Origin of the sequence: Leifsonia sp. T36S-04 (genome assembly GCF_042465655.1) — a bacterium.
GTDB lineage: Bacteria > Actinomycetota > Actinomycetes > Actinomycetales > Microbacteriaceae > Leifsonia.
Window position 1 is genome coordinate 3,313,839 of the sequence record NZ_CP146286.1, and the last position, 14,305, is coordinate 3,328,143.

Annotated in this window: 14 protein-coding genes and 2 tRNA genes; 5 read left to right on the top strand and 11 right to left on the bottom strand. The window is 64.2% G+C overall.

Translation table 11 applies throughout. From position 1 onward, the window contains the following. Positions 1 to 4: 4 nt before the first annotated feature. Positions 5 to 439 (bottom strand): rhodanese-like domain-containing protein, encoded by a 435-nt coding sequence (locus tag P3F85_RS16185; RefSeq protein WP_374008871.1) that lies wholly within the window; start codon positions 437 to 439, stop codon positions 5 to 7. A 92-nt stretch (positions 440 to 531) separates the two neighbouring features. Between P3F85_RS16185 and P3F85_RS16190 the strand changes: the two genes are divergently transcribed. After that, complete coding sequence (locus tag P3F85_RS16190; protein ID WP_374008872.1) at positions 532 to 996, top strand: Lrp/AsnC family transcriptional regulator; 465 nt, start codon at positions 532 to 534, stop codon at positions 994 to 996. 33 nt (positions 997 to 1,029) lie between these two features. Here P3F85_RS16190 and P3F85_RS16195 read toward each other — a convergent pair. The 10 genes from P3F85_RS16195 to dnaA all read right to left on the bottom strand — a co-directional run bounded on the left by P3F85_RS16195 (position 1,030) and on the right by dnaA (position 11,995). Beyond that, positions 1,030 to 1,102, bottom strand: a tRNA-Ala gene (locus P3F85_RS16195). A gap of 48 nt (positions 1,103 to 1,150) precedes the next feature. After that, positions 1,151 to 1,224 (bottom strand) — tRNA-Ile (locus P3F85_RS16200). Between the two features lie 50 nt (positions 1,225 to 1,274). Beyond that, a complete protein-coding gene (locus P3F85_RS16205) occupies positions 1,275 to 1,688 on the bottom strand; it encodes a DUF3566 domain-containing protein (protein ID WP_374008873.1) in 414 nt (137 codons plus the stop codon). Further along, positions 1,678 to 4,227, bottom strand: a complete 2,550-nt coding sequence (gene gyrA, locus P3F85_RS16210) for a DNA gyrase subunit A (RefSeq protein ID WP_374008874.1) — start codon at positions 4,225 to 4,227, stop codon at positions 1,678 to 1,680. The genes P3F85_RS16205 and gyrA overlap by 11 nt, the downstream gene beginning before the upstream one ends. A gap of 47 nt (positions 4,228 to 4,274) precedes the next feature. Further along, a complete protein-coding gene (gene gyrB / locus P3F85_RS16215; protein ID WP_374008875.1) occupies positions 4,275 to 6,278 on the bottom strand; it encodes a DNA topoisomerase (ATP-hydrolyzing) subunit B in 2,004 nt (667 codons plus the stop codon). Positions 6,279 to 6,400: 122 nt separating this feature from the next. After that, a complete protein-coding gene (locus tag P3F85_RS16220) occupies positions 6,401 to 6,889 on the bottom strand; it encodes a DUF721 domain-containing protein (RefSeq protein WP_374008876.1) in 489 nt (162 codons plus the stop codon). Continuing rightward, positions 6,882 to 8,051, bottom strand: a complete 1,170-nt coding sequence (recF, locus tag P3F85_RS16225; protein WP_374008877.1) for a DNA replication/repair protein RecF — start codon at positions 8,049 to 8,051, stop codon at positions 6,882 to 6,884. Before recF ends, P3F85_RS16220 begins: the two co-directional genes overlap by 8 nt. A 7-nt stretch (positions 8,052 to 8,058) precedes the next feature. Further along, positions 8,059 to 8,946: a phosphogluconate dehydrogenase (NAD(+)-dependent, decarboxylating) gene (gnd, locus tag P3F85_RS16230; RefSeq protein ID WP_374008878.1), complete on the bottom strand. Its 888-nt coding sequence runs from the start codon at positions 8,944 to 8,946 to the stop codon at positions 8,059 to 8,061. 38 nt (positions 8,947 to 8,984) lie between these two features. Further along, positions 8,985 to 10,130 carry a DNA polymerase III subunit beta gene (gene dnaN / locus P3F85_RS16235; protein ID WP_374008879.1) on the bottom strand — a complete coding sequence of 382 codons (1,146 nt, stop codon included), beginning with the start codon at positions 10,128 to 10,130 and terminating at the stop codon, positions 8,985 to 8,987. 413 nt (positions 10,131 to 10,543) lie between these two features. Then, positions 10,544 to 11,995 carry a chromosomal replication initiator protein DnaA gene (dnaA, locus tag P3F85_RS16240; RefSeq protein ID WP_374008880.1) on the bottom strand — a complete coding sequence of 484 codons (1,452 nt, stop codon included), beginning with the start codon at positions 11,993 to 11,995 and terminating at the stop codon, positions 10,544 to 10,546. A 444-nt stretch (positions 11,996 to 12,439) separates the two neighbouring features. Between dnaA and rpmH the strand changes: the two genes are divergently transcribed. The 4 genes from rpmH to yidC are packed head-to-tail and all read left to right on the top strand — an operon-like array spanning position 12,440 to position 14,305. Beyond that, a complete protein-coding gene (gene rpmH, locus P3F85_RS16245; protein WP_064110460.1) occupies positions 12,440 to 12,577 on the top strand; it encodes a 50S ribosomal protein L34 in 138 nt (45 codons plus the stop codon). Positions 12,578 to 12,602: 25 nt separating this feature from the next. Beyond that, positions 12,603 to 13,004 carry a ribonuclease P protein component gene (gene rnpA / locus P3F85_RS16250; protein WP_374008881.1) on the top strand — a complete coding sequence of 134 codons (402 nt, stop codon included), beginning with the start codon at positions 12,603 to 12,605 and terminating at the stop codon, positions 13,002 to 13,004. Next, positions 13,001 to 13,330, top strand: coding sequence for a membrane protein insertion efficiency factor YidD (gene yidD, locus P3F85_RS16255; protein ID WP_374008882.1), 330 nt, complete (start codon positions 13,001 to 13,003; stop codon positions 13,328 to 13,330). Before rnpA ends, yidD begins: the two co-directional genes overlap by 4 nt. A 9-nt stretch (positions 13,331 to 13,339) precedes the next feature. Next, positions 13,340 to 14,305: a membrane protein insertase YidC gene (yidC, locus tag P3F85_RS16260; protein WP_374008883.1), complete on the top strand. Its 966-nt coding sequence runs from the start codon at positions 13,340 to 13,342 to the stop codon at positions 14,303 to 14,305.

A 14,305-nucleotide genomic window follows, 5' to 3' on the forward strand; every position in this document is an offset into this window, starting at 1 on the left:
AGGTTCAGCAGGCGCAGTCGATGGCGCCGGCGGGCGCGGTGAGCAGGTCCAGCTCGCGGTGCACTCGCCCCGCGTCGTCGACGACGGGGTGTCCCTCACGCGCCCAGTACTCGACTCCCCCGATCATCTCGCGTACCTCGTACCCGAGGAGGCTGAAGGCGAGCGCCGCGCGGGTGGATCCATTGCATCCCGGGCCCCAGCAGTACACGACGACGGGCATGTCAGCGGGAATGAGCGTCGTCGCGCGCTCGGCGATCTCGGCGGTCGGGAGGTGGATCGCACCCTCGATGCGACCTTGCCGCCAAGCCGCCTCTCCCCTGCTGTCGACCAGAACGAAACGCTCTGCCGCATCCATCGCCGCTTTCACATCGGACGGGTCGGTCTCGAACCGGAGCTTGGCCGCGAAATGATCCGTGGCTTCAGAAGTGATCGTCGTCATGATTCGAGGCTACGGAAAGACGCCGATCGGGTGAACCGACGATTCACGGCATCCGACCGATTCGACCGTCGATCTCGTGGAAGAATCGCGGCATGACCGTCACTTCTCCATTCGTCGCCGACAGCGTCGATCGCCTCCTCCTGGCCGAGCTGCAGCGCGACGGCCGGCAGACGATCGCGGAACTCGCACGCACGGTCCACATGTCCAACAGCGCTGTGGCCGAACGCGTCCGGCGCCTGGAGGAGGCAGGAGTGATCGCGGGATACCGGGCCGTGATCGACCCCGACCGGCTCGGCTACGGCATCCTCGCGTTCCTGCGCCTCCGCTACCCGAGCAGTCAGTACGGTCCGCTGCACGACCTGCTGGCCGGTATTCCGGAGGTGGTGGAGGCGCACCATGTCACAGGGGACGACTGCTTCATCCTGAAGGTCGTGGCCACGTCGATGCGTCACCTCGAGGAGATCAGCGGCCAGGTCGGAACGCTCGGCAGTGTCACGACGAGCGTCTCGTACTCGAGCCCGTTCCCGGCCCGGCCGATCGTCGCGCCGGGCTCGTGAAGAACTGTGGGAGGGATACGTGGGAGGAAACTGTGGAGCCTAGGAGATTCGAACTCCTGACATCCTGCTTGCAAAGCAGGCGCTCTACCAACTGAGCTAAGGCCCCGAATGAAGCCGCGTTCACAATGAACACCGTTCACACATGAACACAGAGTGGGGATACGAGGACTTGAACCTCGGACCTCTTCGTTATCAGCGAAGCGCTCTAACCGCCTGAGCTATATCCCCGAATGGGCAGATACGAGACTACCCGATCTGCCCGACCATTGCGAAATCGGTCAGTTGTTCGTGAACCCGACGAGCAGGCCGCCTGTTATCTTCACCGATAGGTTGTACAGCAGTGCAAACACGGCACCCAGCGCGGTCACCACGACGATGTCGAGGATGGCGACGATAAGCGAGAAGCCCATCACCTGACCGAGGCCCAGGATCGATCGCAGGTCGCTGCCGCCGGCTCCGGAGATGTCCTTGAACAGGCTGTTGATCTGGTCGAAGATACCTGTCCGGTCGAGCACCGTCCACACCAGGAAGGTGCCGACTACCGCGATGATCGCGAGGCAGATGCCCGCCAGGAACGAGAGCTTCACTGTCGACCAGAAGTCGATGTAGACCAGCTTCAGCCGCACCTGCTTTGCGGAGGCGGGTCGACGGGTCGACTTCTTGGCGAGTTTGTCGGCGACGCTACTGCTCATCTACGGTTTCTTCCTTCCCGACCGCCTCAGCATCCTCCGCGGGAATGGAGGACTCGAGGTCGCGTTCGGTATTCTTCGCCAGAGCGATGATCTTGTCGGACTCGGCAAAACGTGCAAAGACGACACCCATGGTGTCGCGGCCCTTGGCGGGTACCTCGGCCACGGCAGAGCGTACCACCTTGCCGCTGGCAAGAACCACAAGGACCTCGTCCTCCTCGCCGACGATGAGCGCGCCCACCAGGTCGCCGCGGTCGTCGCTCAACTTGGCCACCTTGATGCCCAGACCGCCACGGTTCTGCAGGCGGTACTGGTCGGCGGCGGTGCGCTTCGCGTAGCCGCCCTCGGTGACGACAAACACGTAGCCTTCGTCCGAAACGACCGACGCATCCAGCAGGCGGTCCTCACCACGGAAGTGCATTCCGATGACGCCGGAGGTCGATCGGCCCATCGGACGCAGCGCTTCGTCGGAGGCTGTGAAGCGGATGGACATGCCCTTCCGCGAGACGAGCAGCAGGTCGGAGTCCTCCTCGACCAGCAGTGCGGAGACGAGTTCGTCGCCTTCCCGCAGCTTGATCGCGATGATGCCGCCGGTGCGGTTCGTGTCGTACTCGGACAGTGCCGTCTTCTTGATCAGACCGTCGCGGGTGGCGAGCACCAGGTACTTCGCCACCTCGTAGTCGCGGATGTCGAGGATCTCAGCGATCTCCTCATCCGGCTGCAGGGCGAGCAGGTTGGCGACGTGCTGGCCCTTGGCGTCACGGCCGGCCTCCTGCACCTCATACGTCTTGGCGCGGTACACGCGACCCTGGTTGGTGAAGAAGAGGAGCCAGTGGTGCGTGGTGGTGACGAAGAAGTGGTCGACCACATCCTCACCGCGGAGCTGCGCTCCCTTCACACCCTTGCCGCCTCGGTGCTGGCTGCGGTAGTTGTCGCTCCGGGTCCGCTTGATGTAGCCGCCGCGGGTGACGGTGACGACCATCTCCTCTTCGGGGATCAGGTCTTCGACGCTCATGTCGCCGTCGTAACCGAACATGATCTCGGTGCGACGATCGTCTCCGAACCGGTCGACGATCTCGGTGAGCTCTTCGCTCACGATCGACCGCTGACGTTCGGGGTCATCGAGGATCGCGTGGAACTCCGCGATCTGCTTCTCGATCGCTGCGGCCTCCTCGATGATCTTCTGACGCTCGAGAGCGGCCAGGCGACGCAGCTGCATCGCGAGGATGGCGTCCGCCTGCACGTCATCGACCTCGAGCAGGCCCTTCAGGCCTTCCCGGGCGTCGTCGACCGTGGGCGACCGGCGGATCAGCGCGATGACCTCGTCGAGCGCGTCGAGCGCCTTGAGGTAGCCGCGCAGGATGTGCGCGCGCTCCTCCGCCTTGCGGAGGCGGAAGCGGGTGCGGCGGACGATCACTTCGATCTGGTGGTCGACCCACGCCGTGATGAACCCATCGAGCGACAGCGTGCGGGGCACGTTGTCGACGATGGCGAGCATGTTCGCGCCGAAGTTCTCCTGCAGCTGAGTGTGCTTGTACAGGTTGTTGAGGACGACCTTGGCGACCGCATCCCGCTTCAGCACGATCACGAGGCGCTGACCGGTGCGGCCGGAGGTCTCATCCCGGATGTCGGCTATGCCGCCGATGCGTCCGTCCTTGACCAGATCGGCGATCTTGATCGCCAGGTTGTCCGGGTTCACCTGGTAGGGAAGCTCGGTGACCACGAGGCAGACCCGGCCCTGGATCTCCTCGATGGTGACGACCGCGCGCATGGTGATCGAGCCGCGGCCCGTGCGGTAGGCGTCGTGGATGCCCTTCGTTCCCAGGATCTGGGCGCCGGTCGGGAAGTCAGGTCCCTTGATGCGCTTGATGAGCTCTTCGAGGAGTTCCTCGCGCGGTGCGTCCGGGTTCTGCAGGTGCCACAGGGCGCCGGCGGCGACTTCGCGCAGGTTGTGCGGCGGGATGTTCGTCGCCATTCCGACGGCGATACCGACGGAGCCGTTGACGAGCAGGTTCGGGAACCGGCTGGGGAGAACAGCGGGCTCCTGGGTACGCCCGTCGTAGTTGTCCTGGAAATCGACGGTCTCCTCGTCGATGTCACGGACCATCTCCAGCGCGAGCGGCGCCATCTTCGTCTCGGTGTATCGCGGGGCGGCGGCACCGTCGTTTCCGGGCGACCCGAAGTTGCCCTGGCCCAGGGCCAGCGGGTAGCGGAGGCTCCACGGCTGGACGAGACGCACCAGCGCGTCGTAGATCGCCGTGTCTCCGTGCGGGTGGAACTGGCCCATCACGTCGCCGACCACGCGCGCGCACTTGGAGAACGCCTTATCGGGCCGGTATCCGCCGTCGAACATCGCGTAGATCACACGGCGGTGGACCGGCTTCAGTCCGTCGCGCACCTCGGGCAGCGCACGGCCGATGATGACCGACATGGCGTAGTCGAGGTACGACCGCTGCATCTCCGACTGGAGGTCGACCTGGTCGATCCTCCCGTGGATGCCGAAGCCGGCGCCATCGCCCGACACGTTCTCTTCGTCCGTCACAGTCTTCTCTTCCTCGTAGTCCTGAGCAGTTCATCGGCGCCGAAGCGTCAGATGTCGAGGAACCGCACGTCCTTGGCGTTCTTCTGGATGAACGAGCGTCGTGATTCGACATCCTCGCCCATCAGGGTGGCGAAGACCTCGTCCGCCACCGCCGCATCGTCCAGCGTCACCTGGAGCAGGGTCCGCGTCTCGGGGTTCATCGTGGTCTCCCACAGCTCCGAGTAGTCCATCTCGCCGAGACCCTTGTAGCGCTGCACTCCGTTGTCCTTCGGGATGCGCTTGCCGGCCGCGATTCCTTCGGCCATCAAGGCGTCGCGCTCCCGGTCGGAGTACACGTACTCGTGCTCGGCGTTCGACCACTTGAGCCGGTAGAGCGGCGGCTGCGCGAGGTACACGTAACCGAGTTCGATCATCGGGCGCATGTACCGGAAGAGCAGGGTCAGCAGCAGCGTCGTGATGTGCTGGCCATCGACGTCGGCGTCGGCCATGAGCACGATCTTGTGGTACCGCGCCTTGTCCGGGTTGAAGTCCTCCCCGATCCCGGCACCGAACGCCGTGATCATCGCCTGGACCTCGTTGTTGCCGAGCGCGCGGTCGAGGCGCGCCTTCTCGACGTTCAGGATCTTGCCGCGGAGAGGCAGGATCGCCTGCGTCTCGGGATTGCGGCCCTGCACGGCGGAGCCGCCGGCCGAGTCGCCCTCGACGATGAAGATCTCGGAGACCGTCGGGTCCTTCGACTGGCAGTCCTTGAGCTTGCCGGGCATCCCGCCGCTCTCGAGCAGGCCCTTGCGACGCGCGGTCTCGCGCGCCTTGCGGGCAGCGAGGCGCGCGGTCGCCGCCTGGAGCGCCTTGCGGATGATGTCCCTGGCCTGGTTCGGATTGCGGTCGAACCAGTCGCCGAGCTGGTCACCGACCACCTTCTGCACGAACGCCTTCGCCTCGGTGTTCCCGAGCTTGGTCTTGGTCTGGCCTTCGAACTGGGGCTCTGCCAGCTTCACGGAGATGACCGCGGTCAGACCCTCGCGCACGTCGTCACCGCTGAGGTTGTCATCCTTCTCTTTCAGGATGCCCTTCTCGCGCGCATACCTGTTGACCAGGGTCGTCAGCGCGGCGCGGAAGCCCTCTTCGTGGGTGCCGCCCTCGTGCGTGTTGATCGTGTTGGCGTAGGTGAAGACGCTCTCGTTGTAGCCGGTGGTCCACTGCATCGCGACCTCGAGCGCGATCTTGCGGTCGTTGCCCTCGGATTCGAACGAGATGATCTCGTCGTGGACGACCTCCGCCTTCTTCGTGGAGTTGAGGTAGTGGACGTAGTCCGTCAGTCCGCGCTCGTACAGGAACACGTCGTTCCGAGGAGCGAACTCATCGTCGTCGACCTCGCCCTCGACGGGCTCGATCGCGGGCGGACGCTCGTCCGTCAACGCGATCTGCAGTCCCTTATTAAGGAACGCCATCTGCTGGAACCTGGTGCGAAGCGTCTCGTAATCGAACTCGACGGTCTCGAACGTCACCGGGCTCGGCCAGAACGTGATCGTCACGCCGGTCTCGTCCGACGCCTCTCCCTTTTCGAGGGGAGCCTGGGGAACGCCGTCGCGGTAGCTCTGCCGCCACACGTGACCCTGGCGGCGCACCTCGACGTCGAGCCGTGCAGAGAGCGCGTTGACGACCGAGCTCCCGACGCCGTGCAGGCCGCCGGAGACCGCGTAGCCGCCACCGCCGAACTTGCCGCCGGCGTGCAGGATCGTGAGAACGACCTCGACGGTCGACTTCTTCTCGACCGGGTGCTCGTCGACAGGGATGCCGCGACCGTTGTCGACGACACGCACCGCGCCGTCGGCGAGGATGGTCACCTCGATGTTGTCGGCATAGCCGGCGAGCGCCTCATCGACGGAGTTGTCGACGATCTCGTACACCAGGTGGTGCAGACCACGGGGACCGGTCGAACCGATGTACATTCCGGGTCGCTTGCGAACGGCTTCCAGACCTTCGAGGACCTGGATCTCATTCGCGCCGTATTCGTGCTCTTCCCGGGCTGCGTTCGGTTCCATCGTCATATGAATTGGGCTCCTGACCGCACTTAATCGTGACAGTCCATCCTACCAAGAGCCAGCGTTCGAAATGCCGGAAAACGGCCGTCTGACGCATTTTCTGCGCGCTGGCGACCTCTTTTGTGCCCTCAGCCGTAAGTATCGCGCGGGCCACGCCCTGGAATCGACCTGGGGCCCCTTTTCCACGAGGGGGAGTCCGGCCCCTGGAAACGGATCGACTCGATGCCTGCCTCCGGGAACTGCTCCGCGATGCGCTTCAGGAGCTCCGTACGCATCATCCGGAGCTGCGTCGCCCAGGCGGTGGAGTCGCAGCGGATGACGAGAACGCCGTCCGTTATCTGGTCCGGGATGGCGTGCTTGGCGGTCTCCTCGCCGGCCAGCTCCCGCCACTGCTCGAGGAGATCGGACTGGGCCAATGCCGACGTCCAGCCCAGCTGGGTCGCCAGGGCATCCATCACATCCCCGACACCGTGAGGGTCGCGTCCGCTGCCGAAGGGCTTGCTGAGGGGATCTCCGTCGCGCCCGGTCACTGCGCGCTTCCGCCGCGCGGGCGTTCCTGTAAAGAGGGTCTTGAGGCGCAGGTAGACGGCCGATGCCTCACTCGTCCGGTCAGACACCGGTTGCCTCCACGATCGCGCCGGCCTCGATCCGCACGGTGTGCGCTGTCAGCTCGTCGGGAACGTCATCGAACACCGCCGCCGTGATGAGCACCTGCTCGTAACCGGCTACGGCGGTTGCCAGCATCCGCCTCCGCGCCTGATCGAGTTCGGCGAACACATCGTCGAGGATGAGGACGGGATCACCGGTCGTCGACTCGCGCCGGAGCAGCTCGGCCGACGCCAGCTTGAGGGCGAGTGCGAACGACCACGACTCACCATGGCTGGCATACCCCTTCGCCGGCAGGCCGTTGAGCTCGAACAGCACGTCGTCCCGGTGCGGGCCGACAAGCGTGAGCCCGCGGTCCAGCTCCTTGCGCCGGACGTTCGTCAGTGCGCGACGGAACGCCTCGGCCGTGGCGACACCGGATGTACCGGTTACGTCATCGTCTGCACTGCTCTCGTCGTCGTCGTCGATGCGGGCACCATGGATGGTCAGTTGCGGGATGAGTCTCGGATGATGATCGTCGCCCGCAACGGACCGGTAGGCGGCGACCAGCGGATCGCTCAGCCGCGCGACCAGCTCGAGTCGTGCATCCATCAGCTCCGAACCCAGCTGTACGAGGCGCTCATCCCAGATGTCGAGAGTGCCGAGCTGGTCCTCCCGGACACGCGAGGCGCGGGCCGACTTCAGCAACGTGTTGCGTTGCTTGACCACCCGTTCATAGTCGGCGATGACAGCAGAGAAGCGCGGGTTGCGCTGGATGAGCAGCTGGTCGAGGAACCGCCGGCGGATGCCCGGTTCGCCGCGGACGAGCGCGAGGTCTTCCGGGGCGAACAGGACGCTGGAGAAGTACCTGGGCAGCTCGCGCGGCTTGATCGCGGAGCGATTCACCTGAGCCCGGTTGGGGGAACTGCGGTTCAGCTGCATCTCGACGAGCAGCTCGCGACCGTCGTTCTGGATGCGGGCCCGCACGATCGCGGCGTCTGCATCCTTCCGGATCATCGCCTGGTCGCTCGACACCCGATGGGATCCGAGAGTACTCAGGTAACCGAGCGACTCCACGAGGTTGGTCTTCCCCTGACCGTTGCGGCCGACGAAAAGATTCGCGCCGGCCGCAAACGGGACTTCCGCCGTGCGGTAATTGCGGAAGTCGGTCAGAGAAAGATGTGTGACACGCAAAGAATCGCTAGTCCACGGCCTTCACGGCGTGGCCGCCGAACTGGTTGCGGAGTGCGGCGACCGCCTTCATCGCAGGAGAATCCTCCTGGCGCGAGACGAACCGCGCGAAGATGGACGCGCTGATCGTCGGCACGGGGACGGCGTTGTTGAGCGCCTCCTCGACCGTCCAACGGCCCTCACCGGAGTCCTGCACGTACCCTTCGATGTGCTCGAACTCGGGGTCCTGCTCCAGGGCGCGGACCAGCAGGTCGAGCAGCCAGGATCGGACGACCGTCCCGCGCTGCCAGGCTTTGAAGGTTCCGGTGACGTCCTTGATGATGTCCTTGCGCGTGTCGAGCAGCTCGTAGCCCTCGGCGTACGCCTGCATGAGCGCGTACTCGATGCCGTTGTGCACCATCTTGGCGTAGTGGCCGGCGCCGACCTCACCGACGTGGACGAAGCCCTCGTCCCGCGGGCCTTCCGGACGCAGGGCGTCGAAGACGGGCATCACCCGCTGGACCTGGTCCGCGGATCCGCCGACCATCAGGCCGTAGCCGTTCTCGAGACCCCAGATCCCGCCGGAGACTCCGACATCCATGAAGTCGACGCCGCGGGGTGCGAGCAGCTCGGCGTGAGCGAAGTCCTCCGTGAACTTGGAGTTGCCGCCGTCGATGACCAGGTCGCCCTTCTCGAGCAGGGGCTCGAGCTCACGGATGACCGAGTCGGTGATCTGGCCGGCGGGGACCATCACCCAGACCGTGCGAGGCGCGGGAAGCGCCGCGACCAGGTCGGCCACGGTCGCGACGTCCGAGACCTCCGGGTTCGTGTCGTAACCGGTGACGTCGATGCCGTTCTTCTCGAGCCGGGCACGCATGTTGTTGCCCATGCGTCCGAGACCGATGAGGCCGATGTGCATGATTGTCCTTCTCTTCTCTTGCTTGCCGTGGCCGGGCGCTAGCGCAGCAGCAGGTTCGGCTGGAGCAGGTACTTGTACGAGTCCGCGCCTGCCTGATCCTTGGACGTCTGGCTCGTGATGAGCACAGGGCCCGGCTTGTTGGGGTTCTCGGTCTTCGTGAACGAGATGCGCACGAATTCCGAGTGCACCGCGCCGAGACCATCGAGCAGGAACTGCGGCTTCAATGAAACCACCGTCTCCTGGCCAGTGAGAAGAGCGTCGATGCTCTCGGATGCCTGCGCCTGCTCGGAACCGATCGCTTCCAGCGTCAGCCCGTCGGCGGTGAAGGTGTAGCGGAGCGCGGCCTCGCGCTCGAGAACGAGAGCGACACGGCGGGTCGCCTCGATGAGCTCAGCGGTGTTGATGACCGCGTAGTTGTCGACCTGCTCGGGGAAGAGCCGGCGTACGGGCGGGAAATTGCCTTTGATCAGCAGAGACGTGACCGTCTTACGGTCCGCGGTGAACGCGATCAGCTCGCGGTCGTCGCGGTTGGTGATCGAGATCGAGACGTTGCCGCTGTGACCGAAGGTCTTGCCGATCTCGGTCAGTGTGCGTGCGGGCACGAGCGCGGTGACCGGTTCGCCGGAGGTGGTGCCGTTGTCCCAGTCGATCTCTCGCACCGCGACCCGGTAGCGGTCCGTTGCGACGAGGCCCAGCGTGTTGTTCCCGACCTCGAGCTGCACGCCGGTGATGACCGGGGTGACGTCGTCCCGCGAGGCGGCGACGCCCACCTGCGAGACGGCCTGCGCGAATTCGTCTGCCGGAACGAGCCCGGCCTCACCGCTGACCTGCGGAATGCTCGGGTATTCCTCGACGGGCATGGACAGCAGCGTGAAGTTGGCGGATCCGGCACGGACCACGATCTTGCTGTCCTCGGTCGAGAACCGCACGGGCGCGTTCGGAAGCTTGGACGCGATCTCGGCCAGCAGCCGGCCAGAGACCAGTACGCGACCCGGCTCCTCGACGTCGGCCGAGATCTCGGTCTGCGCCGAGACTTCGTAGTCGAACGATGACAACTGGAGACCGTTCTCCGTGGTTTCGATCAGCACACCACTCAGGATGGGCAGGGTCGTCCGCTGCGGGAGCAGCTTCACCGCGAAGGAGACGGCCTCGCTGAACACATCCCGATTGGCTTGGAACTTCACGAAGTCACCTCTGTCGGCTCACGGATAACGGACGTGTCAAATCCTAGCCCCTGGCCTGAGCCGTGAAAGCGGCGAGCGCTCGACCGCTTCAGGTTGTCGTCTGCCCTCTATGAGAAGAGTTAAGAAGTAATCGTGTTAACCGCTGTGGAAACTGTGGATAACTCGGGCTGGACCAGGCAGTCACAGGGAACTACACCTTCGTGACTTGTTGATGGCCTGAGGAATCGCCCTGTTCACTGGGATGCGGCACCACACCCGTCCCCGGACTGTTTTCACAGGACCGTGCCCGTCGTCCCCATTAAGGCTGTAGTTCTCCGGAACCTTTCCACAAGTTATCCACAAGTGTTAATAACGCCTTGTCCCCACTCTGGGGATGGATATGTGGATAAGTTCTGCGCTAGCGATGCGCCTGGCTACTTGCCGTAGCGGTGGTTCTGCTTGATCCGGCTGGTCAGCTCTGTGACCTGGTTGTAGATCGAGCGACGCTCCTTCATGAGCTCGCTGATCTTCTTGTTGGCGTACATCACCGTGGTGTGGTCCCGGCCGCCGAAAAGCTGTCCGATCTTCGGGAGCGACAGGTTCGTCAGCTCACGGCAGAGGTACATAGCGATCTGCCGCGCGGTCGCCACGGCCTGCGAACGGCTGGAACCGTAGAGGTCGTCGACGGTGAGCTTGAAGTACTCGGCCGTGTTCGTGATGATGTCGGTCGGCGCGATCACGTTGTCGTCGTCGAGCGTGATCAGGTCCTTCAGGACCGTCTGGACGAGCGGCATGTCGACCGGGGTGCGGTTCAGGCTGGCGAAGGCTGTGACGCGGATCAGCGTCCCCTCGAGCTCGCGGATGTTGCTCGAGACCTTGGACGCCATGAATTCGAGGATGTCGTCGGGGACCTGGATCTTCTCGCTCTGCGCTTTCTTGCGCAGGATGGCGATTCGGGTCTCGAGGTCGGGGACCTGGACGTCCGTGATGAGGCCCCACTCGAAGCGCGACCGCATGCGGTCCTCGAAGCCGACCAAGAGCTTGGGAGGCAGGTCGGACGTGATGACCACCTGCTTGTTGTGGTCGTGCAGCGTGTTGAAGGTATGGAAGAACGCCTCCTGCGTCTCCACCGCCCGCTGCAGGAACTGGATGTCGTCGATCAGAAGGATGTCGATGTTTCGGTAGCGCGCCTGGAACGAGGAGCCGCGGTTGTTGGCGATTGAGTTGATGAAGTCGTTGGTGAACTCTTCGGACGAGACGTACCGGACCCGGATGCCGGGATAGAGACTCATCGCGTAGTGACCGATGGCGTGGAGCAGGTGGGTCTTGCCGAGGCCCGAGTCGCCGTAGATGAACAGCGGGTTGTAGGCCTTCGCGGGTGCTTCGGCAACGGCGACAGCGGCGGCGTGAGCGAAACGGTTGGACTGCCCGATGACGAAATTGTCGAAGCTGTACTTGGAGTTGAGGCGGGTATCTCCTCCGCGCGGAGGAGCCGTGATCTCGGTCGGGGAGCTCACGGGTGCGCTCACCGCCTGCGCCTGCGCCTGGCCCTGATCGATGTAGGCCGAGGGCATGTCGGGCTCGCCGGTCGGACCGGCCATCGACTCCTGCTGGATCTCGGGGTTGACGACGATCGCGAAAGTGTTGACGGAAAGGGCTTCGTCCAGCCCACCGATGGCGTTGAGGAGGGGAAGCCGGCTGCGCTGCTCGATCATCCCCCGGGTGAATTCGTTCGGCACCTCCAGATAGAAGGTGCCGGCCATGATGCCTTTGGGCTCGACGAGGCTGAGGAACCCGTACAACTGCGGGGTGATCCGGTCGTCCGTCTCGAGCTTGCCGAGCACGTCCTGCCATGCCGCAGCAATGGGCTCTTCGCTGCCTGCCATCGTTCCCCGTCTTCGTCTGTGTTGCGGATGCCGTCGGCCCGACCCAGGGACGAGTCGACCCCCGGTGACTCTCGTCGGGTTGGCGGCTTCGGATGCCGCCGGTAAGTATTCACAGAGTTATCCACCGCTGCGTGAGCAATACCGTAGCGATCTCCAGGCAGAATTGGGATGGCCTGGGGATAACTTTCGACCTCACGCTAACTTGTCCACAGAAGGTCGATCAAATCCTCGCGACGGCATACGTCGGCGAGTCGCAGCCGCCCTACCTGCCAAACCCGTGCATAATCAGTGGATTTGAGTCCCGCGGTTTGACCTCATCGGTCCGAGGCCGTAGCTTTAATCAGTTGACTTGCAGCCGTTGCGGCTGCCCTGAAACTTTCCTGGCCCCCGCTGTGATGTCGTTTTTCAGTTCGGGCCTGCGAAGAAACCCACGGAGATAGAGACATGAGCAAGAGAACGTTCCAGCCGAACAACCGCAAGCGCGCGAAGACCCACGGCTTCCGCCTTCGTATGCGTACCCGTGCCGGCCGCGCCATTCTTTCGGCCCGCCGCAGCAAGGGCCGCACGAAGCTCTCCGCCTGATCCTTCTTCGACAGACGGCCGGCCCGTGCTCGCGAAGGCCAATCGCATCACGCGGGGGGCGGACTATCGGACGACGGTGCGTCGAGGGAGTCGTTTCTCCGGAACGAACACTCTGACGTACATCCGTTCGAACCCCGACTCCGACGTGGTGCGATTCGGTTTCATCGTGAGCAAAGCGGTAGGTAACGCCGTCACGAGGAATCTCGTTCGACGCAGGCTCAAGGCGGCCTCGTACGACCTGCTCCCCCGGTTCGCTCCGGACGGGACATCGTCGCCCGGTATCGATGTGGTCGTGCGCGCATTGCCAGCCTCTGTACAAGCGCCGTGGGCTAGCCTGCACGAAGAGATCTCCCGGGCCTCGGCCCGGTTCGTCACCCGCAGTCAACCAAGTCGTCGTCAGACCAGTAAGGGCAGCGTCAGTCCATGACCACCGCGATCGCAGCAGTGCTTCTGGCGCCGCGGAATGTTGCGGTACTGGTGCTCCGCGCGTATCGCGCGGTGATTTCTCCTTTGTATGGCGACGTCTGCAGGTACTACCCGTCGTGCTCCGCCTACGCACTGCAGGCGATTCAGCAGCATGGTGTCGTCGTGGGCTCGTTCCTCGGTATCCGTCGCATCATCCGCTGCCATCCGTGGGCAGCGGGCGGGGTCGATGACGTCCCGCCGGCGCGGAAGACGCGGTATCGGGTGACACCCTTCGGATTCGTCGTCGCCCCCAGCAATAACGGCTTAATCAGCCAGGGAAAGGCCTAGCCACAAGACATGGACATCATCGGAACCATCCTCTGGCCCATCAAATGGGTCGTGGAACTGATCCTCGTCGCGTTCCACTGGTTGTTCACCCAGATGGGTCTGGACCCCGCGGCCGGCATTACGTGGGTGCTTGCCATCGTCGGCCTTACTGTTGTCGTCCGCGCCGCACTCATCCCGATCTTCGTCCGGCAGATCAAGAACCAGCGACGAATGCTGGAGATCGCGCCCCAGCTGAAGAAGATCCAGGACAAGTACAAGGGCAAGAAGGATCAGTTCTCGCGCGAGGCGATGTCGCGCGAAACGATGGAGCTCTACAAGAAGACCGGCACCAACCCGCTGAGTTCCTGCCTCCCGCTGCTGCTCCAGATGCCGGTGTTCTTCTCGCTGTTCCAGGTGCTGAATGGTGCGCAGGGCGGCCACGCCGGTGTCGGCCCTCTCAATGAGACCCTCGCCCAGCAGTTCGGCAATGCCACCCTCTTCGGTGTCGCGCCGCTTCACCAGAGCTTCCAGGGCGCACTGAACGCGCACCCGCCGCAGGTCGCGGTCATGGTGATTGCAGCTGTTATGGTTATCCTGATGACGGGGTCTCAGTTCCTCACGCAGCTGCAGATCGTCTCGAAGAACATGTCGCCGGAGACCAAGGCGAGCCCGCAGTTCAAGCAGCAGCGCATCCTGCTCTACCTGCTCCCCTTCGTCTTCCTCTTCTCCGGTTTCGCCTTCCCGCTCGGCGTCATGTTCTACTGGCTCACCTCGAACCTGTGGACGATGGGTCAGCAGTTCCTTGTCATCCGCAACATGCCCACTCCCGGCTCGGACGCAGCCAAGGCGCGCGAGGCGCGCCTCGCCAAGAAGGGCAAGCTCGTCCAGGCGGACGGTTCCACTGTGTTGACTGTTGAAGAAGCTCCGGTGAAGCAGCCGACTCAGCGCGTCCAGCCGGTGGGCAAGACGCGGGCCAAGAAGCAAGCAGGAAAGTAG

Excerpts from the sequence above, each read along its gene's own strand:
- yidD (WP_374008882.1), top strand. The coding sequence starts at position 13,001 with ATGACCACCGCGATCGCAGCAGTGCTTCTGGCGCCGCGGAATGTTGCG.
- dnaA (WP_374008880.1), bottom strand. The coding sequence starts at position 11,995 with ATGGCAGGCAGCGAAGAGCCCATTGCTGCGGCATGGCAGGACGTGCTC.
- gnd (WP_374008878.1), bottom strand. The coding sequence starts at position 8,946 with ATGCACATCGGCCTCATCGGTCTCGGACGCATGGGCAACAACATGCGT.
- P3F85_RS16190 (WP_374008872.1), top strand. The coding sequence starts at position 532 with ATGACCGTCACTTCTCCATTCGTCGCCGACAGCGTCGATCGCCTCCTC.
- rpmH (WP_064110460.1), top strand. The coding sequence starts at position 12,440 with ATGAGCAAGAGAACGTTCCAGCCGAACAACCGCAAGCGCGCGAAGACC.
- yidC (WP_374008883.1), top strand. The coding sequence starts at position 13,340 with ATGGACATCATCGGAACCATCCTCTGGCCCATCAAATGGGTCGTGGAA.
- P3F85_RS16185 (WP_374008871.1), bottom strand. The coding sequence starts at position 439 with ATGACGACGATCACTTCTGAAGCCACGGATCATTTCGCGGCCAAGCTC.
- gyrB (WP_374008875.1), bottom strand. The coding sequence starts at position 6,278 with ATGACGATGGAACCGAACGCAGCCCGGGAAGAGCACGAATACGGCGCG.
- P3F85_RS16205 (WP_374008873.1), bottom strand. The coding sequence starts at position 1,688 with ATGAGCAGTAGCGTCGCCGACAAACTCGCCAAGAAGTCGACCCGTCGA.